The organism is Quatrionicoccus australiensis (assembly GCF_020510525.1).
Taxonomy (GTDB): Bacteria; Pseudomonadota; Gammaproteobacteria; order Burkholderiales; family Rhodocyclaceae; genus Azonexus; species Azonexus australiensis_B.
In genome coordinates, this window is the sequence record NZ_CP075188.1 from 2,431,486 (window position 1) to 2,451,653 (window position 20,168).

General features: G+C 64.1%; 20 protein-coding genes. 7 read left to right on the plus strand and 13 right to left on the minus strand.

Translation table 11 applies throughout. The features are described from left to right. Window positions 1–104: 104 nt before the first annotated feature. The 6 genes from moaD to KI612_RS11780 all read right to left on the minus strand — a co-directional run bounded on the left by moaD (window position 105) and on the right by KI612_RS11780 (window position 6,003). The gene (moaD, locus tag KI612_RS11755; protein ID WP_226440270.1) at window positions 105–353 is read right to left on the minus strand and encodes a molybdopterin converting factor subunit 1; all 249 of its coding nucleotides are present in this window, start codon (window positions 351–353) and stop codon (window positions 105–107) included. Beyond that, on the minus strand, window positions 350–1,555 hold the full coding sequence (locus KI612_RS11760) for a molybdopterin molybdotransferase MoeA (RefSeq protein WP_226440271.1): 1,206 nt from the start codon (window positions 1,553–1,555) through the stop codon (window positions 350–352). The genes moaD and KI612_RS11760 overlap by 4 nt, the downstream gene beginning before the upstream one ends. Next, on the minus strand, window positions 1,549–2,055 hold the full coding sequence (mobB, locus tag KI612_RS11765; protein WP_226440272.1) for a molybdopterin-guanine dinucleotide biosynthesis protein B: 507 nt from the start codon (window positions 2,053–2,055) through the stop codon (window positions 1,549–1,551). The genes KI612_RS11760 and mobB overlap by 7 nt, the downstream gene beginning before the upstream one ends. Before the next feature lie 17 nt (window positions 2,056–2,072). Then, on the minus strand, window positions 2,073–3,248 hold the full coding sequence (locus KI612_RS11770; protein ID WP_226440273.1) for a hypothetical protein: 1,176 nt from the start codon (window positions 3,246–3,248) through the stop codon (window positions 2,073–2,075). Continuing rightward, window positions 3,241–5,181, minus strand: coding sequence for an ATP-dependent DNA helicase (locus KI612_RS11775; protein WP_226440274.1), 1,941 nt, complete (start codon window positions 5,179–5,181; stop codon window positions 3,241–3,243). The genes KI612_RS11770 and KI612_RS11775 overlap by 8 nt, the downstream gene beginning before the upstream one ends. Window positions 5,182–5,250: 69 nt before the next feature. Further along, window positions 5,251–6,003, minus strand: coding sequence for a hypothetical protein (locus tag KI612_RS11780; protein WP_226440275.1), 753 nt, complete (start codon window positions 6,001–6,003; stop codon window positions 5,251–5,253). A gap of 380 nt (window positions 6,004–6,383) precedes the next feature. Between KI612_RS11780 and KI612_RS11785 the strand changes: the two genes are divergently transcribed. Genes KI612_RS11785 through KI612_RS11795 form a run of 3 tightly spaced genes read left to right on the plus strand, consistent with a single transcriptional unit; the run spans window position 6,384 to window position 9,956 of the window. Next, complete coding sequence (locus tag KI612_RS11785; protein ID WP_226440276.1) at window positions 6,384–7,220, plus strand: fumarate reductase cytochrome b subunit; 837 nt, start codon at window positions 6,384–6,386, stop codon at window positions 7,218–7,220. Between the two features lies 1 nt (window position 7,221). Further along, a complete protein-coding gene (locus KI612_RS11790) occupies window positions 7,222–9,201 on the plus strand; it encodes a fumarate reductase flavoprotein subunit (RefSeq protein ID WP_226440277.1) in 1,980 nt (659 codons plus the stop codon). Then, entirely contained in the window at window positions 9,198–9,956 is a 759-nt protein-coding gene (locus KI612_RS11795; protein ID WP_226440278.1) for a fumarate reductase iron-sulfur subunit, read from the plus strand. The genes KI612_RS11790 and KI612_RS11795 overlap by 4 nt, the downstream gene beginning before the upstream one ends. 18 nt (window positions 9,957–9,974) lie before the next feature. Here the strand turns inward: KI612_RS11795 and KI612_RS11800 are convergent, their stop codons facing one another. Then, entirely contained in the window at window positions 9,975–10,682 is a 708-nt protein-coding gene (locus KI612_RS11800; protein WP_226440279.1) for a substrate-binding periplasmic protein, read from the minus strand. 179 nt (window positions 10,683–10,861) lie between these two features. Here KI612_RS11800 and KI612_RS11805 point away from each other — a divergent pair, with 179 nt between their 5' ends. Continuing rightward, window positions 10,862–11,215, plus strand: a complete 354-nt coding sequence (locus tag KI612_RS11805) for a DsrE/DsrF/TusD sulfur relay family protein (protein WP_226440280.1) — start codon at window positions 10,862–10,864, stop codon at window positions 11,213–11,215. Window positions 11,216–11,300: 85 nt separating this feature from the next. On the opposite strand, the gene KI612_RS11810 is transcribed toward KI612_RS11805, so the two are convergent. Continuing rightward, on the minus strand, window positions 11,301–12,629 hold the full coding sequence (locus KI612_RS11810) for a malonyl-CoA decarboxylase (protein WP_226440281.1): 1,329 nt from the start codon (window positions 12,627–12,629) through the stop codon (window positions 11,301–11,303). Between the two features lie 179 nt (window positions 12,630–12,808). Here KI612_RS11810 and KI612_RS11815 point away from each other — a divergent pair, with 179 nt between their 5' ends. Beyond that, window positions 12,809–13,027: a Nif11-like leader peptide family natural product precursor gene (locus KI612_RS11815; protein ID WP_226440282.1), complete on the plus strand. Its 219-nt coding sequence runs from the start codon at window positions 12,809–12,811 to the stop codon at window positions 13,025–13,027. Window positions 13,028–13,284: 257 nt separating this feature from the next. After that, on the plus strand, window positions 13,285–13,638 hold the full coding sequence (locus tag KI612_RS11820) for a hypothetical protein (protein WP_226440283.1): 354 nt from the start codon (window positions 13,285–13,287) through the stop codon (window positions 13,636–13,638). Window positions 13,639–13,837: 199 nt separating this feature from the next. Here the strand turns inward: KI612_RS11820 and chrA are convergent, their stop codons facing one another. Continuing rightward, window positions 13,838–15,184, minus strand: a complete 1,347-nt coding sequence (gene chrA, locus KI612_RS11825) for a chromate efflux transporter (protein ID WP_226440284.1) — start codon at window positions 15,182–15,184, stop codon at window positions 13,838–13,840. 325 nt (window positions 15,185–15,509) lie between these two features. Between chrA and KI612_RS11830 the strand changes: the two genes are divergently transcribed. Continuing rightward, on the plus strand, window positions 15,510–16,244 hold the full coding sequence (locus KI612_RS11830) for a dinitrogenase iron-molybdenum cofactor biosynthesis protein (RefSeq protein WP_226440285.1): 735 nt from the start codon (window positions 15,510–15,512) through the stop codon (window positions 16,242–16,244). On the opposite strand, the gene nudC is transcribed toward KI612_RS11830, so the two are convergent. The 4 genes from nudC to KI612_RS11850 all read right to left on the minus strand — a co-directional run bounded on the left by nudC (window position 16,241) and on the right by KI612_RS11850 (window position 19,442). After that, entirely contained in the window at window positions 16,241–16,999 is a 759-nt protein-coding gene (gene nudC / locus KI612_RS11835) for an NAD(+) diphosphatase (RefSeq protein WP_226440286.1), read from the minus strand. The genes KI612_RS11830 and nudC overlap by 4 nt on opposite strands. A gap of 130 nt (window positions 17,000–17,129) precedes the next feature. After that, window positions 17,130–17,594, minus strand: coding sequence for a PaaI family thioesterase (locus KI612_RS11840; protein ID WP_226440287.1), 465 nt, complete (start codon window positions 17,592–17,594; stop codon window positions 17,130–17,132). Window positions 17,595–17,741: 147 nt separating this feature from the next. Beyond that, window positions 17,742–18,953 carry an MFS transporter gene (locus KI612_RS11845; RefSeq protein WP_226440288.1) on the minus strand — a complete coding sequence of 404 codons (1,212 nt, stop codon included), beginning with the start codon at window positions 18,951–18,953 and terminating at the stop codon, window positions 17,742–17,744. Window positions 18,954–19,037: 84 nt separating this feature from the next. Beyond that, window positions 19,038–19,442, minus strand: a complete 405-nt coding sequence (locus KI612_RS11850) for a phage holin family protein (RefSeq protein WP_226440289.1) — start codon at window positions 19,440–19,442, stop codon at window positions 19,038–19,040. Window positions 19,443–20,168 lie beyond the last annotated feature (726 nt).

A 20,168-nucleotide genomic window follows, 5' to 3' on the forward strand; every position in this document is an offset into this window, starting at 1 on the left:
AACAAAGTGCAGCGCAGCGGCCCTGGCTAGGCGAACCGCCGAAGACAGTACGAACTGTACGGCGAGGGGGTTCAACGACGCCAGGGGCATTTTGTTGGCGTCTTTCAACCGCCAGTTACGGGCGGGAAGAAGGCGATCTCGTCACCATCCTGCACCGCCGCATCCAGCCCGGCCACTTCCTGATTGACGGCGCAGCGAAGATTCTTCGCCGTCGCCAGTTTTTCGCGCCCCTGCGCAACCAGCCAGTCGCGCAGCGCGGCCAGCGTTTTGACGCTTTCCGGCAGGTCGACCGTCTCGGCCGAGACGCCGAGCGCCTCGCGCAGGCTGGCAAAGTACAGCACCTTGACGCTCATGCCAGCAGCTCCGCGAAGGGGATGAAACGCACGCTCTCGCCGGCCGCAATGACTTGCTGCGGCGCCTTGACGATCAGTCCGTCGCCCCAGGACAACGAGGTGACGACGCCGGCGCCCTGGTTTTTGTACAACTCGACGCCACCGGCGCCGTTGAGCCGGCCGCGCAGGAACTCGGTGCGCGGATCCGGCTTCTTCCAGTCGAAATCGGCACGCAGCGTGTAGCTGTGCGGCAACACCTCGGCGACGCCCTGCAGGCGCAGGATGAAAGGCCGGACCATGATCAGGAAGGTAACGAAAGCCGACACCGGATTGCCCGGCAGGCCGATGAACCAGGCCTTGCCGTCGCTTTTGCGGACTTCACCGAAAGCCAGCGGCTTGCCCGGCTTGATGGCGATTTTCCACATATCGAGCCGGCCTTCGGCTTCCACTGCCGGCTTGACGTGATCTTCCTCGCCGACCGAGACGCCGCCGCTGGTGATGATCAGGTCGTTGTCTTCGGCCGCACGGCGCAGCGCATCGCGCGTCGCATCCAGCGTGTCGGCGACGGTGCCGAGATCGCGCACCTCGCAGCCCAGGCCTTCAAGCAATGCGCGCAAGGCATAGCGGTTGGAGTTGTAGATGGCGCCCGGCGGCAGCGGCTCGCCCGGCTGCACCAGTTCGTCGCCGGTGAAGAAGACGCCGACGCGCAGGCGACGATAGACCGGCAGTTCCGGCAGCCCGGCCGAGGCGGCAAGCGCCACATCCTGCGGCCGCAGCTTCATGCCGGCACTGAGGATCTGGCCGCCAATTGAAATATCCTCGCCGGCGCGGCGAATGTTCTCGCCGGCATGCGGCAGATGATTGATGACGACACCGCCCTCACCATGTTCGCAGAGTTCCTGCATGACCACGGCGTCGGCGCCGACCGGCACTGGCGCGCCGGTGAAGATGCGCGCTGCGGTGCCCGGCTGCAGCGGCAGCCCGACCGTACCGGCCGGAATGCGCTGGCTGACCGGCAGGCAGACGCCGGCTGCGGTGATGTCGGCAACGCGCACGGCGTAGCCGTCCATCGCCGAATTGTCGAGCGGCGGCACCGCGACGGTCGACGCCTGCGCCACGGCCAAAACGCGGCCGGCAGTGGCGGTCAGCGGCAAGGCACGCACTTCCTCGACCGGCGTGGCGGCGGACAACAGCTTGTCCAGGGCTTCTTCAAAACTCAGCATGGGCGTTCCTGCAAATCCAGGGTGTTCATTACAAAATCGGCGATCGCCGCAATGTCGTTCAGGGGCAGCACCGGCAGATCGGTCGCCACCTCGCCGTCGGTCGCGACGCCGACGATGTCGCTGCGCTCGGCAAAAAGCGGCGGCTTGCCGTGCGCCGGACGATGGACCTCGAGTTTGGGCACCGGTTCCTGCTTGAAGCCCTCGATCAGCACCAGGTCGCAGGGCGACAGGTGGCCGAGCAATTCGGCCAGGGTCGGCTCCGCCTCGCCGCGCCGTTCGTGCATCAGCGCCCAGCGGTCATTGCAGGAAAGCAGCACCTCGACGGCGCCGGCTTCGCGATGGCGGTAGGAATCCTTGCCCGGCCGGTCGATGTCGAAACCGTGGTGGGCGTGCTTGATGACGGCCAGCTTGAGGCCACGCGCGGTCAGCGCCGGGATCAGTTTCTCGAGCAGCGTCGTCTTGCCGGAGCCGGACCAGCCGGCGATACCAAATACTTTCATGGCCGGATTCTAACCGTTCAAGCCGCAAACACCGGGGCGAAACCGCCGCCCGGCGTCCGGAAATTGGTCGTTTGCCCTTGATAAAGGCGGGCCGCAACGAGCTGGATACGAGCAGCGTAGGTGTAGCAGCGCACGTCGAGTTTCATGTCCTGCGCGACAGCGTCAACGAGCAGCGTCTGCGTCGAAGGCGGCACGATTTCCTGGGCGATGTAGCCGCCCTGCAGGATTTCCTCGAACACCCGCTTGGTCAGCTTGTCGCCGCGATAAGTGGCGCGACTGCCAAAACCGGCGGCCGGCTTGAAGAACCAGTTTTTGCGCGCGCTCCAGAATTGCTCGCCCTGCTCGGCCGTGACCGCGACCGTGCGCGGGATGCCGGCAAGCAGGATTTCCTGCGTTGCGGCCGGCACGCCAAGTTCACTGAGCGCAACCGGATCGGACAGCAGCATCAGGTTGCGCTTGTCGGCATACAGCGCATGCGCCCGCGGGTGCGGCGTGACGACCACGCCGCCGGCCGCGAAAACAGCCTGCAGATCGGCGTTGACCGCTGCCTCGAGGGCAAAGTCGGTGAGGCGGTTATAGACCAGGTCGACGACCTCGCCGCGATACAGCAGGCGCTCGCCGTCACGCAGCAACTCGGCCGGATCGGCGATCACCGCGGCGATGCCGTTGCGCGCGAAAAGCCGCCGGAAGAGTTCGAACTCCGGCGCCAGGTATTGCGCGGCGGGGTTCTCGTCGACGATCGCGATGCGCGTCAGCGGCGCATCGCCGCGCTCGAGCTGCCATTCGGCGCGGAACATCGCGACGATTTCCTGCTCGATACGCTCGGCTGCGGCCGTTTCGCCGTGCGCCCGGAGCAAACAGGTATTGAGCAAGGCGCCGCCGGCATTGGTGTTGATTTCGATCAGTTTCGGGCCGTCGACCGCCAGATGGAAGTCGTAGCCGAAAAACACGCTGCGCGCCGGCGTCGACCGCTGCGCCAGGGCCGGCGCCCCGGCCAGCACGCGTTGCTGCCAGGCCGGCAGTGCGACGACCGACTCGATGGCGGCCACAATGTCAGCCATCGCCTGCCGGGTAGCCGGCGCGATGGCAACCGCTGCCTGCGAGAACAAGGACGGATGCGACTCGGCGAGCGCCGCCAGGTCGAGGCCGGCGCCCTCCACTAGCGCGGCGTTCAGGGCGGCGCGATCAAACATGGTCGCCGTTGCGGCGGGCGAAAAAGTTGAGCACATCGTTCAACTCCTTGGTGCGTTTCATGGGCGGCAGACTTTGCCACACCTGCCGGCCGTACGGCTTTGATATAAGTCGTGGATCGCAGATCATCAGCACGCCGGTATCGTCCTCGTCGCGGATCAGCCGGCCGGCGCCCTGCTTGACGTTGATCACGGCACGCGGCAGCTGGTATTCGATGAAGGCGTTGCGGCCCTGCTGCTTCATCTGCTCGATGCGCGCCGAGAGCACCGGATCGTCGGGCGGCGCGAAGGGAATCTTGTCGATGACGACCAGCGAGAGCGCCTCGCCGCGCACGTCGACGCCTTCCCAGAAGCTCTGGCTGCCGACCAGAATGGCATTGCCGAGATGGCGGAAGCGTTGCAGCAGGTCGTTCTTGCTGCCCTCGCCCTGGATCAGCAGCGGCATGTCGAGACCTTCGTCCTCAAGGCGCGCCTTGAGCAACTCGTGCGTGCGGCGCATGGCGCGCAGGCTGGTGCACAGGAAGAAGGCGCCGCCGCCCGCCGCCTTGACCGCCGGGAAGGCAGCGTCGACAACGGCGTCGGTATAGCCCATGGAGTTCGGCTCCGGCATGCCGAGCGGCGCATAGAGCAAGGCCTGCTTGCCGTAGTCGAAGGGACTTTGCCAGCACGCCGACTCCGGATCGCCAAGGCCGAGTTCGGCGCAGTAATGATGGAACTGACCGCGCACGGCAAGCGTCGCCGAGGTGAAGATCCAGGCACGCGGATGGCCGCCCATCTGCTTGCGGAAGATGTTGGCGACATCGAGCGGCGTCGTGTTGAGCTGCAGCGAATGCGTATAGGCCTCGCCCCAGCGCACGTAGCCGTCGTCGGCATTGCTCTGCCAATGACCGATCTGGCGCAGCAGCTCGGTGGCGCGCTGCCAGCATTTTTCCAGACCTTCGGAGCGTTCGGCCTGGGTTTCGAGAATGGCCGCAAAGCCGCTGACCTCGTCTTCGAGCAGTTTCAGGGCCGGGGCAAATTCGGGCTTTTCGAGCAGTTGACCGTAGGAGAAGCGGCCGCTGTCGAGGCCGACCGCCAGGCGCAGGTCCTTGGCGACCTTTTCCAGCTCGCGCGTCGCGCTCTGCAAATCGAGGCAGTCGCGCGCGCTGGTCAGGCCTTCGGCGCGGCTGTCGCGGGCGAGATCGAGGACCTGAGCGGTCGAGACAGTTTCGCCGAAGAACAGCGTCGCCACTTCCGGCAACTGGTGCGCCTCGTCGAAGATCACCGTGTTGCAGGCGGGAAGCAGTTCAGCCATACCCTCGTCGCGCAGCATGACGTCGGCGAAGAACAGGTGATGATTGACCACGACCAGGTCGGCCGCCATCGCCTCGCGCCGGGCGAGCATGACGAAGCAGTCCTTGTAGTCCGGGCAGTCCTGGCCCAGGCAGTTCTCGCGCGTCGAGGTGGCGTGCCCCCAGACCGGCGAGTTTTCCGAGACTTCCAGGCATTCGGCCTTGTCGCCGGTGTGCGTGACCTTGGCGAAAACCGAGATGCGGCGCGCGTCAGCGGCATCCTCGCGGGTCAGGAAGCGACCGTCGGCCAGCGCCCGTTCCAGGTGGTAGGGACAAACGTAATTGGCGCGCCCTTTCAGCAAGGCGATCTTGACCGGCGCCTTCAAGGCGTCGCGCACCATCGGCAGGTCCTTGTTGAACAACTGGTCCTGCAGTGTCTTGGTGCCGGTCGAGACAATCACCTTGCCGCCCGACTTCAAGGCCGGAACGAGATACGCGAAAGTCTTGCCCGTGCCGGTGCCGGCCTCGGCGATGAAGACCGAACAGCTCTTGATGGCGGCAGCGATGCGCTCGGCCATTTCGACCTGCTGATCGCGCACGCGATAGCCGCCTATGGCCCGGGCCAGCGGCCCGTCGGGGGAAAAGATCTCGGGAAGGGAAGACAAGGAAAAAGGCCTGATGAATGCGGGCCGAATCTTAACAGATGCCGGCCCCCTTGCCCCGTCCGCAGCGCCTCAGAAGCTCTCCGACCAGACCGCCTTGATGACGTATTTTTCCGGCGTTTCCTTGAAGCCCTGACCGATGCCGACATGCAGGGAACCGCCCGCCGTCTGCATCTCGCCGACCAGGTAAAGCGTGCGGTCGCCCGCGCCCGGCTTGAGATCAGAGAGTTTGCCCCAGTCGAGATAGGCTTCCAGTCCCCAGGCAAAGTCGCCGGACAGCTTGTGCATGGCCTTGAAATCGACATTGAAGTCGGGCCGCCGGTCCGCACCGGCCTGACCGTAGCCCCACATCAGGTGCGGATTGGCAACCAGCCGGAAATGCTCGCCGTCGTAACCGGCGATGCCGCGGAATTCGATGCTCGTTTTGTCGGCGACGAAGCGCGGCGAATTGATGTCGTATTCGGCATTGAAGCCGTAATACCAGCCGCCGCTCAGCGGCCGGATATGCTTGAGGCGGAACATGATCGCCGACTCACCCCAGTCGCCACGCCGCGAACTCGGGCTGTCGACGCCGGCGCGCATCACCGGCAGATGGATGCCGGCCTCCCAGCCGGGCGCAAGACCGGTCGCAAACTCGGCCATGACATAGCTCATCTTGTCCACCGGCCAGGTGCCGTCGCGCGTCGTTTTGTCACCCTGCAGCGTGTGATTGGCATGCAGGGTCGCCACGAGTTCGCCGCGCGCGGCGAGGTCGCCCTCATGCACCATGATTTCCGGATCGGCCACCGCCCCGCCGGCGCACGCCAGCCAGGCCAGCGCGGCCATTAGTTTTTTCCCTGAACTGATCATTTTTTATGGTTTTTTTGCAACAGGCGGAGATTTGCACGCCCAGCCTCATCCGGCAAGCTTTTGCCAGCACGAAAAACGCCTTCTCGGCCAAGCCAGGCGCCATTTTGCGGCAGCGCAAAATCATTCAAAAAACACGCAAAACCGGCCCACAACAAGGCTTACGCGATACTTACAGAACTCGACACAACAAATAAATGCTGCATTGCAACATAAGTGCAGCACGCTGTGCTAAAGTCGGCTCGAATCATCGATAAATACAACATGAATGTTGAATGCTGCTCCGGCCAAAAACTGCCCGCCGCCGTATTTCGACATCGACCTTCAACAGGGAAGGCCTTTGCAACAGGAAGCGCATCATGGCAAGCCAGATAGAGCGTAACAAAGCCAGCCACGAACAGATCAACCTGGACGCCAGCGGGCAATTGAGCATCGACGGAGCGCCGAAAAACTGGGCGGTCGACGCCCCGCCTCTGCGCAAAAGCCGCTGGCCGGCCCGTCTCGATGTGCTGCAGAGTGCTTCCGGCCTGTTTCTCGGGCTGTTCCTGATGGCGCACATGTTCTTCGTGTCGAGCATCCTGATCAGCCACGACGCCTTCTACACGATCGCCCGCTTCTTCGAAGGCGTCTATTTCCTCGGCAAGCCTTATCCGATCATGGTTTCGGCCGTGGTCTGCGTGATCACCACCATCTTCATCCTGCATGCCTGGCTGGCGATGCGCAAGTTCCCGGCCGGCTACCGCCAGTACCGTGCCTTTGTCGCGCACAAGAACAGCCTGCAGCACGGCGATACCGCCCTGTGGTGGCTGCAGATCTGGACCGGCTTTGCGCTCTTTTTCATGGCCACCATCCACCTCTACGGCATGCTCACCCAGCCGGCGCTGATCGGCCCCTATGAATCGGCCGACCGCGTCTGGTCCGGCGGCATGTGGCCGCTCTACCTGATGCTGCTGTTCGCCGCCGAGCTGCATGCCAGCATCGGCCTTTACCGCCTGGCCATCAAATGGGGCTGGTTCGCCGCTGCTTCGGCCAACGCCAGCCGTCGTCGCCTGCAACTGGCGCGGCATGCGCTGAGTGCCTTCTTCATCACGTTGGGTCTGGTCACCCTGCTCGCCTACGTCGAGCTCGGCCGCGCCCATGCGGAAAAGGCCGGCGAACGCTACGTCCCCGGCCAGCAAGCCAGCGGCAGACACTGACATGGATGTGATCCACACCGACGTCCTCGTCATCGGCGGCGGACTGGCCGGCCTGCGCGCCGCCCTCGCTGCGAAAAAACGCGGCCAGAAGGTCATCATCCTCAGCCTGGTGCCGCCCAAGCGCTCGCATTCGGCCGCTGCGCAAGGCGGCATGCAGGCCAGCCTGGGCAATACCGCCAAGGGCGCCGGCGACAACGAAGATGTACATTTCGGCGACACCGTACGCGGCAGCGACTGGGGCGCCGACCAGGAAGTCGCCCGCATGTTCGTACATACCGCGCCCAAGGCCGTACGCGAGCTGGCCGCCTGGGGCGTGCCCTGGAACCGCGTCGAACGCGGCCCGCACGACGTCATCATCGACAGCCAGAAAGTCACGCTCAACGAGGCCGATGCCGCGCACGGCCTGATCACCGCGCGCGATTTCGGCGGCACCAAGAAATGGCGCACCTGCTACGTCTCCGACGGCACCGGCCACGCCATGCTCTACGCCGTCAGCGACCAGACCATCGCCGCCGGCATTCCGGTGCATGAGCGCATGGAAGCGGTGGCGCTGATCCATGACGGCACGCGCTGCTACGGCGCCATCGTGCGCAACCTGACCAATGGCAAGCTCTCGGCCTACGTCGCCCGCGCCACCTGCATCGCCACCGGCGGTTTCGGGCGCATCTACCAGGCGACGACCAATGCCGTGATCAACGAAGGCATCGGCGCCGCCATCGCACTGGAAACCGGCGTCGTGCCGCTCGCCAACATGGAAGCCGTGCAGTTCCACCCGACTGCGATCTTCCCGGCCGGCATCCTGGTTACCGAAGGCTGTCGCGGCGACGGCGGCCTGCTGCGCGACGTCGATGGTCACCGCTTCATGCCGGACTACGAGCCGGAGAAGAAGGAACTCGCCTCGCGCGACGTCGTCGCCCGCCGCATGGAAGCGCACATTCGCGCCGGCAAGGGCGCCCGCAACCGTTTCGGCGAGCATCTCTGGCTCGACATCACCTTGCTCGGCGAAGCGCACATCAACAGCAAGCTGCGCGAAGTGAAGGAAATCTGCCATCACTTCCTCGGCATCGACCCGGCCAAACAGTGGATACCGGTGCGTCCGGCCCAGCATTATTCGATGGGCGGCATCCGCACCAATGCGCAGGGCGCCGCCTACGGCCTGAGCGGCCTCTTTGCCTGCGGCGAAGCGGCATGCTGGGACCTGCACGGCTTCAATCGCCTGGGCGGCAACTCGGTGGCCGAAACCGTCGTCGCCGGCATGATCGTCGGCGAAGCGATCGCCGATTTCTGTGCCTCGCCGGCCGGCGACATGCATGTTTCGACGGCGCTCGTGCGCGACTGCCTGGAGAAAGCCGAAGCGGAATTCACCGCACTCAGCGCCGGGCAAGGCACGGAAAAAGCCGGCCAACTGCTGCGCGAGATGCAGGCGATCATGACCGAACAGGTCGGCATCGTGCGCCAGGGCGAAGCCCTGGGCGCAGCGGTCGACGCGCTGCAGAAGCTTGTTTTGCGCAGCCGGCAGATCGGCCTCGGCGGCCGGCGGCCGGGCGCCGACCCGGAACTGACCACCGCCTGGCGCCTGCAGAAAATGCTCAAGCTGGCGCTCTGCGTTGCACGCGGCGCCGAGCAGCGTTGCGAAAGCCGCGGCGCGCATTTCCGCAGCGACTACCCGCAGCGCAACGACGCCGACTGGCTCAAACGCACTCTCGCCTACTGGCCGGACGCGGCGCAGCCGCTGCCCAGCCTCGCCTACGAGGAACTCGCCATCGCCGGCATGGAACTGCCGCCCGGCTGGCGCGGCTACGGCACGCGCGATGCCATCGAACATCCCGCCACCGCCATCCGCCAGGCCGAGATCGACGCTATCCGCGCCCGCCTTGGCGAGGCCGACCGCCACGCCGTGCAGGACGCCCTGATGCCCTTCCGCCACCTGTTGCCGGCGCATCTGCGCGGCAACAACGCCCGCCTCGACGAGTCCGCATGATCAAGCTTTTTCGCCGCACACCGGCCAGCCAGGCACCGCGCCGCCTGACCTTCAGCATCCTGCGCCACAACCCGGCCGATCCGGCTAGCCGGCCGCAGTTGCAGGACTTCGAAATCGAGGAAGCGGAAGGCATGACGCTGTTCATCGCCCTCAACGAGATCCGCGCCACCCAGGACGGCTCGCTGCAGTTCGATTTCGTCTGCCGTGCCGGCATCTGCGGCAGTTGCGCGATGCTGGTCAATGGCCGGCCCGGCCTCGCCTGCCGCACGCTGACGCGCGACCTCGGCACGCAGATCACGCTGGCACCGCTGCCCTTCTTCGAGCTGATCGGCGATCTATCGGTCAATACCGGCAAATGGATGCGCGGCACCAGCGAACGCCTGCAGACCTGGATCCACAATGACGCACCGGTCCGGCTCGACGCCCTTGAAGAAAGGATGGCGCCGGAACTCGCCGAAGGCATCTACGAACTCGACCGCTGCATAGAATGCGGCTGCTGCATTGCCGGCTGCGGCACGGCGCAGATGCGGGAGAAATTTGTCGGCGCGGTCGGCCTCAACAAGATCGCCCGCTTCCACCTCGACCCGCGCGACACGCGCAGCGACGCGGATTTCTACGAGTTGATCGGCGACGACGACGGCGTCTTCGGCTGCATGTCGCTGCTCGGCTGCCACGATGTCTGCCCGAAGCAGCTGCCGCTGCAGACGCAAATCGCCTACCTGCGGCGCAAGATGGCGATCGTCGGCCTCAGCTGAGGCCAGGCGGTCGACGCCTCAATCGACCCGGAAAGGCAGGAACTTCGAGTTGATCCGGTCGTAGACGCCATTCACCTTGATCCGGTCGAGCGCCTTGTCGAGTGCCGGCTTGAGGTCGGCGCGCTGCGGCGAGATGCCGAAGGAAGCCGCGCTGTCGAACTCTGGCGTCTGCAGGATCACCGGCACCAGCCCGAGTTGCAGGAAAGCGCGGCTCTTGCGCAGGCTGAGGCTGCTCATCAACGGCACGACACAGGCGTGGGCAACACCGGCGACCAGTTGTTCGACCATGTCCTCGGCCGTTTGCGCGCCGACCGACTTCCAGCCCTGCTGCCGGATATAGCCTTCCTGCGCCGAGCCCTTGAAGGTGGAAACACGCACCTCGGGCTGACCGGGCGTCACGCCGGGCTTGGCAAAAAACAGGGTTTGCGAACGGTAGACCGGGCGGGTGAATAGCACCTTCTGGCGGCGTTCCGGCGTATTGAGCAAGCCCACCGCCGCCACATCGAAATGGCCGCTGGCCAGATCGTCGAGCAGATATTCGAACTGCCGCACCTCAAACTCGCAGCGGACATTCATTTCGGCACACAGCGCCTGCATGACCGCCACACTGAAGCCGGTCAGTTGCCCGGCGGCATCGCGATAAGCCATCGGTGGCGCATCCTCCAGCACCACCACCTTGAGCACGCCGGGCTCGCCCGGTGCGGCAGTTGCTGCCAGCGGGAGCACGAGGAACAAACACCAAAGAAAAAACTGCCGAAATTGCCGCATGCTTCTTCACGCCACCTATGACTGGCGGCCAGTATAGCGCCATGAAACGGCCAATTTGATGACTGCGGGCAAATCCGCCGACTTGCCAAGTACGCCGTATTTGCGCAGCATGCACGGCAATTTCCGAGGAGCCTGCCATGCAAAACATTCTGATCATCATCCACGCCGCCCCCTACGGCAGCGAACGCTGCCTTTCCGCCCTGCGCCTGGCCTGCGCCCTGAGCGGCAGCGACGCCAAGCCGCAGGTCAATATTTTCCTGATGTCCGACGCCACGGTACTCGGCCTGCCCAACCAGATCGACGGCACCGGCAACGGCCTGCAGGGCATGGTCGAACAACTGGTCGCCAGCGGCGCCAGCATCAAGCTCTGCCGCACCTGTGCCCTGGCGCGCGGCCTCGGCGAACTGCCGCTGATTCCCGGCACCAGCATCGGCACGCTGGTCGAACTGGCTGCCGCCACGCTGGCAGCGGACAAGGTCATCACTTTCTGAGCGAAAAAAAGGCCGGGCAGCACGCCCGGCCTTTCCTGCATTTTCGGCCTTTTCAGACGGTCGACCGTCTGCAAACGGCAAAAACCTACTTGCTGCGCGCCTGGCGCCGCACCCCGGCCGACATCGCGATGTGGCCGGTACTGGCGAAGGCTTCGAGATTGGTCTCGATGTCATCCAGGCTGTAGAAATAATTCACCATCAGCCCGAACGACTGGCGGAAACCTTTCGGCGAAGCATCGGCAAGATAATTGAGCTGCTCGACGCGCGCCCCGTTGCCGAGGTGGAAACGCGACACCGGGTCGAAGGGCGGGCCGCTCTCGCCGCCGCCCTGCTTGGCCGTCGCCAGGTAGCGCGCGGCGAGCCGGGTCAGCGGATCGCGCAGGCTGCGCACCTGCTTCTTGTCCCCGGCCCAGGTACCGGTCGCCAGTGCGTCGAGCGGCAATTCGCAGCCCGCCTCGGCCAGCACCTGCGGATTCTTCTTGACCCAGGCGGCCAGGCCCGGCATCGGCGACAAGGTCGCAAAGCAGGAAAGGCGCGGGAAGTCGCGTTTCAGGTCGTCGATCACCCGCTTCAGCAGGAAATTGCCGAAAGACACGCCGCGCAGGCCGACCTGGGTATTCGAGATGGAATAGAAAATCGCCGTGTCGGCCTTGCTGTTGTCGAAGACCGGCGCGTGCTCGTCGAGCAGTTCCTGGACATTGCCGGCCAGATGGTCGGTCAGCGCGACCTCGACGAAAATCAGCGGCTCGGCCGGCATGCGCGGGTGGAAGAAGGCGTAGAGCCGGCGGTCGGAATCGAGCCGGTTCTTGAGATCGGTCCACGAGCGGATTTCATGCACCGCCTCGTACTCGATCAGTTTCTCGAGCAAGGCGGCCGGCGAATTCCAGGTGATGCGCTGCAACTCCAGGAAGCCGACGTCGAACCAGGCCGACAGGCGCGACTCCAGTTCGCGGTCGAGCACGGCGAGTTCGCGGTCGTTTTCGAGGTAGCGCAGCAGGTCGGCGCGCAGGTCGACCAGAAACTTGACGCCCTGCGGAATGGCGTTGAACTGGGTCAGGATGCGGATGCGCCGCGAGCGCATCGCGCCGCGCATCGCCGCTTCCGCCTTCCACTGCTCGGGCGTGCCGACCGCGGCCTGATAGGCGGCATGCGCCGTCGCGACCTTGGCCGGGTCCGGCCCGAACTCGAGCGCGATCAGCTTGAGGAAACGCTGCCGGCCTTCGTCATTGAGACTGAGATAAGTTTCGGCGAGGCGCGCCGCGCGACCGCGCGCCGAGACTTCGCCACCCTGCCCTTCGGCACACTCGCGCAGTTGCGCGCGCAAACGCTCCAGGCCGCGCGGCGTCAGCGCCACGCGCTCGACACCAGCGCCCACCATAGAACGCAATTTGTCGACCAATCCTTTTGTCACCATGGCTCACCTCCTGACGGATATTGTGCCCCAAGGCGGGGCGGATTTGGCCCCGGAATTGCTTACCCCCCCCGATGCCCAGGAAAAGACGTCGTTTTTGTCGACTAGCCGACAAAGCGGACGCTCGCCCGGCGGGCTGGAATACCACCTTTTTTCGCAATAACGTTGAACAGGAGAAACAGATGTCGATTGTCCCCATCAAGGCCTTTTCCGAAAAAGCCAAAAGCGATCCGGTGCTGAAGGAACAACTGCTGGCTTGCCAGAAGATCAAGGAACTGCGTGCCCTGGCCCTGGAGCACGGCTTCGCCATCGACGAGAATTCCCTCTACCCGCCCAACGAACCGCAATTCACCGAAGCCCAGCTCTCCGAGCGCCTGATCAAGGCCCTGCTGCGCGTCTGAAACATTGCGCACGCGGCGAACAAGGCCGGCGCGTCCGGCCTTGTTCGTTTTCGGGTGTTTTTGGCGGTCGACCGCTGCGGCGGGGCAAAAACCGCGTCAAGCGGCTCTGCCCCCCCTGGCCAGGCGCGCGCGATTACAGTTTGTAACGCAACAAATCCCGTCCCGGGGTTAGCATTGCCGACTTTGCGCCCTCTTGCCCGGCCTGCTGCCCGATGCGACAACAGCGCTCCCGGGCAAATACCCCCAGGACTTACGCGATGAAATCCCTCCCCCTGCTGCTTGCCGCCTTGCTGGCGATTCCCGTCTCCGCCATTGCTGCAGAAGCAATCAAGATCGACATCTATCTGGCTGACCAGCTGGAACAATCCGTCACCCTGAGCGGACCAAACTCGACCGCCAGCATCACCGGCAGCAACATGCCGGGCACTACTTTCGAGCTGCGTCTGATCGCCCCGGAGCCGCTCATCGTCGAGATGAAGGAACACTCAAACGATGGCCGTGCAGATGCAACCGGACGCGCCAAAATACTAGCTGCCGGCAACTCCTTTGCGGTTTCGGAAATCAAGGGATCAACGTTTCGCAATCCCTACGTACTTGTCCGCCGCAACTAAGGAACTCCCTCTCCCCGCCCAACGAGCCGCAATTCGCCGAAGCCCGGCTTTCCGGGCGCCTGATCAAGCCCCTGCCGCGCGTCGGTAGCATTGCGCACTTGGTGAACAAGGCCGGTTCGTCCGGCCTTGTTCGTTTTCGGGTGTTTTTAGCGGTCGACCGGTGCGGCAGGGCAAAAACCGCCCCGCGGCAGACGGGCGATCAGAGGAAGGTTTTGCTTGCCAGACCGAGGACGGCACAGGCGGCAATGACATGGATGATGTTGCGCTGGAAGCGCAACAGGGCAACCGCGGCAAGCAGCGCAATCAGCCCCGATATCCAGTCGATGCTTCCGCCCGGGCCCTGCGGCCACAGGACGTGGTAACCGAAGAACAGTGCCAGGTTGAAAATGACGCCGACCACGGCAGCGGTGATGGCAGTGAGCGGCGCAGTGAACTTCAGATCGTTGTGCGTCGTCTCGATCAGCGGACCGCCGCCCAGGATGAAGATGAAGGATGGCAAAAAGGTAAACCAGGTGACCAGACACGCCGCCACGGCGCCGGCCAGAAACAGGCTTTCCGGCCCGAACACCGCCTTGCCGTAGCCACCGACAAAGCCGACAAAAGCCACCACCATGATCAGCGGCCCCGGCGTCGTTTCACCCAGCGCCAGGCCATCCATCATCTGCAGCGGAGTCAGCCAGTGATAGGCATCCACCGCCCCCTGATAGACGTAAGGCAAGACCGCATAGGCGCCGCCGAAAGTCAGCAGGGCCGCCTTGCTGAAAAACCAGCCCATCTGCGTCAGGGTGAAGTCCCAGCCGTAGAGCAAAGTCAGGCCGGCCATCGGCACTCCCCAGAGCAACAGCCCGCCGAGCAACACCCAGGCGAGCCGTGACCAGGTAAATACCGCGTGCGCCGGCGTCGGCGTCTCATCATCGATCAATGCCCGGCCAAAGGATTTCCCGGCTTTGCCATGCCCGCCGCCCAGCGTGAAGCCGGTCGGCGCGACACGTCCGCCGATGTAGCCGATCAGGGCCGCCGTCGCGACAATGGCCGGAAACGGCACGCCCGCCGCAAAGATGGCAAGGAAAGAGGCGGCAGCAATCGCCCAGAGCACCTTGTTCTTCAGGACACGCCCGCCGATCCGGTACGCCGCCTGGAGAACAATCGCGGTCACCGCCGGCTTGATGCCGTAAAACAACCCGGCAACCAGCGGCATCTCGCCAAAAGCGACATAGACCCAGGACAAGGCAATCAGAATAAACAGCGATGGCAGCACGAACAAGCCGCCGGCCACGATGCCGCCCCAGGTGCAATGCAGCAACCAGCCGATATAGGTCGCCAGTTGCTGCGCTTCCGGACCGGGCAGCAGCATGCAGTAGTTGAGGGCATGCAGGAAGCGGCGCTCGGAAATCCAGCGCCGCCGCTCGACCAGTTCATGATGCATCAGCGAAATCTGTCCGGCCGGCCCGCCGAAACTGACAAAACCGAGCTTGAGCCAGAAAGCAAGGGCTTGCCAGAAACTGACTGGCGGCGGCAAGCTGTCGGAGCAGCGGGAAGTCGTCATGCGTGTTTTGCTTTCTGGAATGCGGCAAGCAAACCGTCAAACAGGCTGCCGGCCAGAATCAGGAGCCGGGCAAACCTTGAATCAGTCTGGCGATGGCGCATTACCCGGCGATGCCGTTCATACTACCGAATATCCTGGCGCCGGACAGCATCCCGCCCCCGCGCCTCTTGTCGAAAACTCGACAAGAGGCTGTCGCCGACCAAAGCGCGCCAAATTAGTTCAATTCGGCGAAAACGCTGACCAGGAGGGCCAAGCCGGCGCTTGGCACCATCCCTGCAAGGGCAAAATCTCCAACGATAGGCCAGCAAGGCCAAGGAGATCCCCAATGGACCAGAGAACCATGCCGATTACCCAGGAAGCCGCGCTGCGCGTTGCCCTAGCTTCCCGCGCCATGCCCAATGTCACCCTGCCGCGGTTGATTGCGCTGTTGCAGAGCCATCTCGGTGAACAAATCGACACCGACAATTTGCGCGCGATCACCGTCACCAACCTGAAAACCGGGCTGGGCAGCATGGACGGCGAGGAAGACGACGAGGACATGGGCATCGGCATCGACGCCATGAAACTCGCCGTGCGCATCCTGTGGGGCGAGGTGCAGGACGATGAGAACCTGCCGCAGGCCGAGCCTTATGCCGACGGCGACATCCCCGATTCGCTGCGCGTCGCCATCGCTTCCGACAGCGGCAACGAGCTGAACGGGCATTTCGGCTCCTGCCTGCGCTACCTCGTCTATCAGGTGTCGGCGACGGAAAGCCGCCTGATCGGCGTGCGCAGCGCGCTGGAAGCGGATTTTGCCGAGGACAAGAACCTCTTCCGCTGCCAGTTGATCGGCGATTGCCATGTGCTCTACGTCGTGTCGATCGGCGGGCCGGCGGCGGCCAAGGTCATCCGCGCCGACATTTTCCCGATCAAGCTGCCCAACGGCGGACCGGCTCCGGAAGTCATCGGGCGCTTCCAGCAGGCGCTGGCCGATTCGCCGCCGCCCTGGCTGGCGAAGATCCTCGGCGTCAGCGCCGACAAACGCCTGCGCCTGTACAACGCCGAGGAAGAAGACGATTAAGCCGGGCGCAGCGCCGCGTCGATCAGGCGGCGCGAGATGCTGATCGGATCCGGCAGGATGGGCAGCGCATCGGGCGAAAACCATTCTGCCGCTTCGATCTCGGCCGGATCGGGCGTGATCTCGCCGCCCGCGTAATCGGCGAAGAAGGCGATCATCAGCGAATTCGGGAAAGGCCAGGGCTGGCTGGAGAAATAGCGCAGGTTGGTGATCTCGATGCCGACCTCTTCGCGCACCTCACGCGCGGCGCACTCTTCCAGCGTCTCGCCCGGTTCGACAAAACCGGCCAGGGCGCTGAACACGCCCGGCTTGAAATGCGGACTGCGCCCGAGCAGCAGCTTGTCGCCATCGCGCACCAGCACCATGATCGCCGGCGACAGGCGCGGATAGGCGAGCAGGCCGCAGTGCGGGCAGTGCATCGCCAATTCGCTGTCCTTCTTCACGGTCGGCGTGCCGCACTTGCCGCAGAAACGGTGGTTGGCCTGCCAGTCGAGCAACTGCGTGGCGCGCCCGGCCAGCGCGAAGATTTCCGGCCCGGCCAGCTGAAAGATGGCGCGCAGCGGCGTCGGCTCGGCGCCGGGCATTTCCGGCAATTCGGCGAGGTCGACCGCATGGCAGGGCTGGCCGTGCAATTCACCGACGTAAAGGGCGTTGTCCGGGTCGCCGAAGGCGCCGGCCGGGCCGAACGGAAAAACCGTATCGACCAGGGTCAACAAGCGCTGTTCGGAACGCAGGATCCAGTAACCGGTTTTGCTCATGCTGGGCGTGTGCTGCTGTCAGGAAAGACGCAAGCTTAGCATCCGCTCCGGGCAAAAGCCGTGCGCCACACCTGGCACCCGGTTTTGCCCGCTTTTTTACGGTCGACCGCTACGGCAGTGGCAAAACCACTCAGGCGGCGACGAAGGTATCCGGCATCTGCACCGCGACGATCTCGCCGCGCGCCGTCGCGACGCCTTCGGCATATACCGTCGCCTCGACCACCACCTTGCGCCCCTTGATTTCCTTGACCCGGCCGCGGATTTCCAGCACCGGGCCGAGCGGCGTCGGCTTCAGGTAACTGACCTGCAGCGAGCCGGTGACGAAACGAAAGGCCGGCAGGCTGTCCATGCTGCGGTTTTCCGCCCGGTACATCGCCGCTGCGGCGGTGCCGGTGCCGTGGCAATCGATCAGCGAGGCAAGCAGGCCGCCATAGACGAAACCTGGGATGGCCGTGTGTTCCGGGCGCGGCTGGAAATGCGTGACCGTCTCGTCGCCGTCCCAGAAAGTCTTGATCCGGTGGCCGTCTGCGTTGTTGCGGCCGCAGCCGTAGCAGTGCGCGAGATTCTCCGGGTAGTAGTCCTGAAAGGCCTGCATGCTTGTCTCCTTGTTGTTTAAGCAAGGCGCATCCTAGGCGATGCCGGCCGGCGGCGACCACTGCGCCCGCCGACAACAAGCATGCAAATTCGGCCTTTTTTTGCTGTCGACCGGTCGACGCCGCAAAAAGGCTGATTTTGCCGAAAACTAGACCTTCTGCCCGTGCATGACGATACGCCCGACATACCAGATCGCCACCAGGTTGGCACCCACGGCCAGATAGCCGGCGAACGGGTAGCCGACGACATGACCGTCGGCGTCGAGCGCAATCATGTAGCCGGCCAGGGTCGTCGCCAGGCCCATCGCCAGCGACTGCACGGTGCCGTTCAGCGACATGAAGGTGCCGCGCAATTTCGGCTGCGCCGCCGAGGTGATGACCGCCATGGCCGGGATCATGCGCCCCGAGATCAGCACGAAAAAGCTGGTCGAACAGATCAGCCAGCCCCACAGCGGCAGGCGGCCGACATGGGTAAGCACCAGCAGCGGCACGATGGTGATCAGCGCCACCCAGCGATAGGCCTCGACCTTGCCATGCCGGTCGGCCCAGTGGCCGATCAGGCGCGCGCTGATGAAGGTCGCGAAACCGCCGGCGAGATAGACGAAGGGAATGTCGTGCGGGTCGATGCCGACGTTATTGACCGCATAAACCGTGATGTAGGGAATCACCGTGAAGCCGGAAAACACCAGCAGCGCCGAGAACAGCAAGGCATGCCGGTGATTGGCCTCGCCGAGCACGCTGAAGGTCGCCGAGAGCAGGTGCGCCCGCTTCTCTTCGCTCAAGTGATGCCGCAACTCGGGCAGAAAGCGCAGGCCGACCACGATGAACAGCACGCTGGTCGCGGCGATCAGGATGAACGGCATCTGCCAGCCGAAATGATTGGCCAGCCACAAGGAGAGCGGCACGCCGGCAATGGTCGACAGCGAGAAGGCACTGGCGATCAGGCCGCTCGCCCGCGCCCGCCGCGAGAACGGAATCACGTCGCCGACCATGGTCTGCACCAGCGCGCCCATGATGCCGCCGAACACACCGGCCAGGCCGCGCGCCAGCAGGAGCATGGAAAAGCCCGGCGCCAGTGCGCAGGCCAGCGTCGCCAGCGCAAACAACGCAAAGCAGACGAGCAGCATGCGCTTGCGCTCGAAGAGATCGACGAAGGTCGCCGCCAGCACGCCGGAAATCGCCGCGCTGAAACTGTAAGAGGCGACCAGCAAGCCGAACTCGTGCGTACCGATGCCGAAGGCCGCCATCAGAATCGGCCCGAGCGGCATCATGATCATGAAATCGAGGATGTGGCTGAACTGGACGCCGGCCAGGGTCAGCAGGAAGAAACGCTCGGTACGCGGGGCAAGCTCGGTGGTCATGGATCGTGCAGCAACTGTTCGCCAAGGGCGGCCGGCAAGGATACGCGTCCCGGCGCCGCGGCGGTAGCTTTCCCCCGGCAAAAGCTACATCGAGATGGTCGGCCCGCTCGCCGGCAGGCGATAGATGGTCAGCTCGGCATCCGGCACCAGTCCACCGAGCAGCATGCTCATCAGCGCAATGAACAGGCTGGCGAAAAACGCCGTCCAGAAGCCGGAGATTTTGAAGCCATCGACCAGGCGCGCCACCAGCAGCAACATCAGCGCATTGATCACGAGCAGGAAGAAACCCAGGGTCAGGAAAGTCAGCGGCAGGGTCAGCACGATCAGCAAGGGGCGCAGCACGGCGTTGGCAAAACTGAGCAGCAGCGCCGAAACCAGCAGCGTGCCGGTACTGGCAAAGCGGATGCCGCTGAACACATGACTGGCCACCCACAGCGACAAGGCGATGATGCCCCAGTGAATGAAGAAGGCGGTCAGATTGGCGAGCATGCTAATTCCTCGAATGAACTGAACGGGAATTATCGGCCATACAGGCCAAAGCAGGAAACGCCGGCGCCCTGCCCGGCCGCAGCTGGCGCAACGAGGCGGCCCGTTCAGTAAGGCGGCGGAGCGCACGCCAAGCACGCCCTCACCAGCCGCTTTTCCTTGATTGCAAAACAGTGACAAATATTTGTTGCACTGCAGCAAATTTGTGCCACAATGGACCTGTCTCCTCCATTCCAAAAAATGGATTTATGCCCGCCTAGTGCGGGCATTTTTTTCGCCGGGAAATTGCCCGGAAAACCGGGCAAAACGGCCCACAGCGGGCCGTGCGACGGATCGCGCACAGCGGCAGGCGCACCGCCCGCCAGAAACGACAGGCGAAAAAGAAGCCCGTCTTTGCGGGCTTTCCTTTACTTGCTACTTAGTCTCCTCCACCCGAATCATGCTTAACCGGGAGGACGCCGGGCGTCCAGTGAGGTCGGATTATCCATAGTTGAATCAGTTTTGTATAGATAAATTTCGGGGTTATTCTCGTTTCGGGTCGATGGCCGTATTGGCAACGGAAAGCCGCTTGAACGAAAAGCCGGAACCGCCCTGCTTGCGACCAGCTTCGGCACACACGCCGTAGCACGACATAGGCCGGTGCGGAGCAAATTACGCTGAATTTAGCGGTCGACCGTTGAAAACAGGAAAAAACCAGGCTCAACTGTAAAAGCAGCCGGCACGGCTGGC

Excerpts from the sequence above, each read along its gene's own strand:
- moaD (WP_226440270.1), bottom strand. The coding sequence starts at position 353 with ATGAGCGTCAAGGTGCTGTACTTTGCCAGCCTGCGCGAGGCGCTCGGC.
- KI612_RS11760 (WP_226440271.1), bottom strand. The coding sequence starts at position 1,555 with ATGCTGAGTTTTGAAGAAGCCCTGGACAAGCTGTTGTCCGCCGCCACG.
- mobB (WP_226440272.1), bottom strand. The coding sequence starts at position 2,055 with ATGAAAGTATTTGGTATCGCCGGCTGGTCCGGCTCCGGCAAGACGACG.
- KI612_RS11770 (WP_226440273.1), bottom strand. The coding sequence starts at position 3,248 with ATGTTTGATCGCGCCGCCCTGAACGCCGCGCTAGTGGAGGGCGCCGGC.
- KI612_RS11780 (WP_226440275.1), bottom strand. The coding sequence starts at position 6,003 with ATGGCCGCGCTGGCCTGGCTGGCGTGCGCCGGCGGGGCGGTGGCCGAT.
- KI612_RS11785 (WP_226440276.1), top strand. The coding sequence starts at position 6,384 with ATGGCAAGCCAGATAGAGCGTAACAAAGCCAGCCACGAACAGATCAAC.
- KI612_RS11790 (WP_226440277.1), top strand. The coding sequence starts at position 7,222 with ATGGATGTGATCCACACCGACGTCCTCGTCATCGGCGGCGGACTGGCC.
- KI612_RS11795 (WP_226440278.1), top strand. The coding sequence starts at position 9,198 with ATGATCAAGCTTTTTCGCCGCACACCGGCCAGCCAGGCACCGCGCCGC.
- KI612_RS11805 (WP_226440280.1), top strand. The coding sequence starts at position 10,862 with ATGCAAAACATTCTGATCATCATCCACGCCGCCCCCTACGGCAGCGAA.
- KI612_RS11810 (WP_226440281.1), bottom strand. The coding sequence starts at position 12,629 with ATGGTGACAAAAGGATTGGTCGACAAATTGCGTTCTATGGTGGGCGCT.
- KI612_RS11815 (WP_226440282.1), top strand. The coding sequence starts at position 12,809 with ATGTCGATTGTCCCCATCAAGGCCTTTTCCGAAAAAGCCAAAAGCGAT.
- KI612_RS11820 (WP_226440283.1), top strand. The coding sequence starts at position 13,285 with ATGAAATCCCTCCCCCTGCTGCTTGCCGCCTTGCTGGCGATTCCCGTC.
- chrA (WP_226440284.1), bottom strand. The coding sequence starts at position 15,184 with ATGACGACTTCCCGCTGCTCCGACAGCTTGCCGCCGCCAGTCAGTTTC.
- KI612_RS11830 (WP_226440285.1), top strand. The coding sequence starts at position 15,510 with ATGGACCAGAGAACCATGCCGATTACCCAGGAAGCCGCGCTGCGCGTT.
- nudC (WP_226440286.1), bottom strand. The coding sequence starts at position 16,999 with ATGAGCAAAACCGGTTACTGGATCCTGCGTTCCGAACAGCGCTTGTTG.
- KI612_RS11840 (WP_226440287.1), bottom strand. The coding sequence starts at position 17,594 with ATGCAGGCCTTTCAGGACTACTACCCGGAGAATCTCGCGCACTGCTAC.
- KI612_RS11845 (WP_226440288.1), bottom strand. The coding sequence starts at position 18,953 with ATGACCACCGAGCTTGCCCCGCGTACCGAGCGTTTCTTCCTGCTGACC.
- KI612_RS11850 (WP_226440289.1), bottom strand. The coding sequence starts at position 19,442 with ATGCTCGCCAATCTGACCGCCTTCTTCATTCACTGGGGCATCATCGCC.